Annotated in this window: 2 protein-coding genes and 1 pseudogene; 1 reads left to right on the top strand and 2 read right to left on the bottom strand. The window is 33.4% G+C overall.

Features of this window, described 5'->3' with window-relative positions; genetic code table 11:
- Window positions 1-89, top strand: a pseudogene (locus EI164_RS16350) (IS5/IS1182 family transposase); the annotation flags it as partial.
- Here EI164_RS16350 and EI164_RS16345 read toward each other — a convergent pair.
- The gene (locus EI164_RS16345; protein WP_192521024.1) at window positions 67-510 is read right to left on the bottom strand and encodes a DUF4435 domain-containing protein; all 444 of its coding nucleotides are present in this window, start codon (window positions 508-510) and stop codon (window positions 67-69) included. The pseudogene EI164_RS16350 and the gene EI164_RS16345 sit on opposite strands and share 23 nt — an antisense overlap.
- On the bottom strand, window positions 507-953 hold the full coding sequence (locus tag EI164_RS16340; RefSeq protein WP_192521023.1) for an AAA family ATPase: 447 nt from the start codon (window positions 951-953) through the stop codon (window positions 507-509). The genes EI164_RS16345 and EI164_RS16340 overlap by 4 nt, the downstream gene beginning before the upstream one ends.
- Between the last annotated feature and the right edge of the window lie 46 nt (window positions 954-999).

Below are 999 nucleotides of genomic sequence, written 5' to 3'. Positions count from 1 at the left end.
GCATTGCCACGCGATATGATAAGCTCAAAGATAGCTATGCAGCGGCGGTAATGCTTGCTTGTGTCTTTATCTGGTTGCCCCTGATTTGAATTCTATACACACCCTAGAAAAATCTATATTATTATTTATAGCTTTCTGATTAATAATTTTTGTGAAAGCTGAAGAAAATAACATCATAATTTCTATATCATGATAATCTGTAACTAGAACCCCGTATGCTAGATGGGTTTGTGCCTCTCCCTTGATATGATCGAAGTCAGCATCGCATACAGCATATACTCTATCCGAGTAGTCACTATATAAACCTTTCATAACATCAATTACATTTTTCTTACCCTCGAGTGGTATTAACTTTATTATATCTTCGTTTACTATATTCCTAAAAAGCATTATGTCAGACTGACCTTCAACATATAAGGTTATTCTTTCGTATTGAGGATGAGAGACACTCATTCTAAAATCATTGATAACTGCATTAGGATCTGATGAAAAGTGTTTTAACAAACTCATTGATCCATTACCTCTTGTTCTCTCAGGTCAGCCAAATCTATTGTAGAGTTCCACTTATCTCCAATTATCTGAGGGGAGTGAGTAGCAATTATTGATTTTATATTATTGATTTTAGAAACTTCTACTAGGTCTTCCATGAACTGCTTTTGCCAAACAACATGTAGTGAAATTTCTGGCTCATCTATCAAAACAAGAGTTTGTGGCTCGGTGTTAAAAATTAATTGATACAAGAGAACTACTTGATGTTGTTCACCAGAAGAAAGCTTAGAAAGACTGAGTAATTTTTCTTCACCATCGCATGCCTCCATATTACTGTCTAACCTCACGAAGTAAAAACCTCGACGAGAGTTTACTTTAACTTTTTTAAATATTAACTTTCTATTAAGTACTTCAACGAAGGTATTAATTTTTTCATAAATATCATCAAAGCTTGATATAGTCACTGCACTACAAAAGAGTTATGTTTTGGATGAATATCATAAAACAATT

The sequence above is a fragment of the Psychrobacter sp. FME13 genome (assembly GCF_014861395.1).
GTDB lineage: Bacteria > Pseudomonadota > Gammaproteobacteria > Pseudomonadales > Moraxellaceae > Psychrobacter.
This window is presented reverse-complemented; position numbering and strand designations above follow the sequence as displayed.

Bases quoted from the DNA above. Each gene is read 5' to 3' on its own strand.
- EI164_RS16345 (WP_192521024.1), bottom strand. From the start codon at position 510: ATGAGTTTGTTAAAACACTTTTCATCAGATCCTAATGCAGTTATCAAT.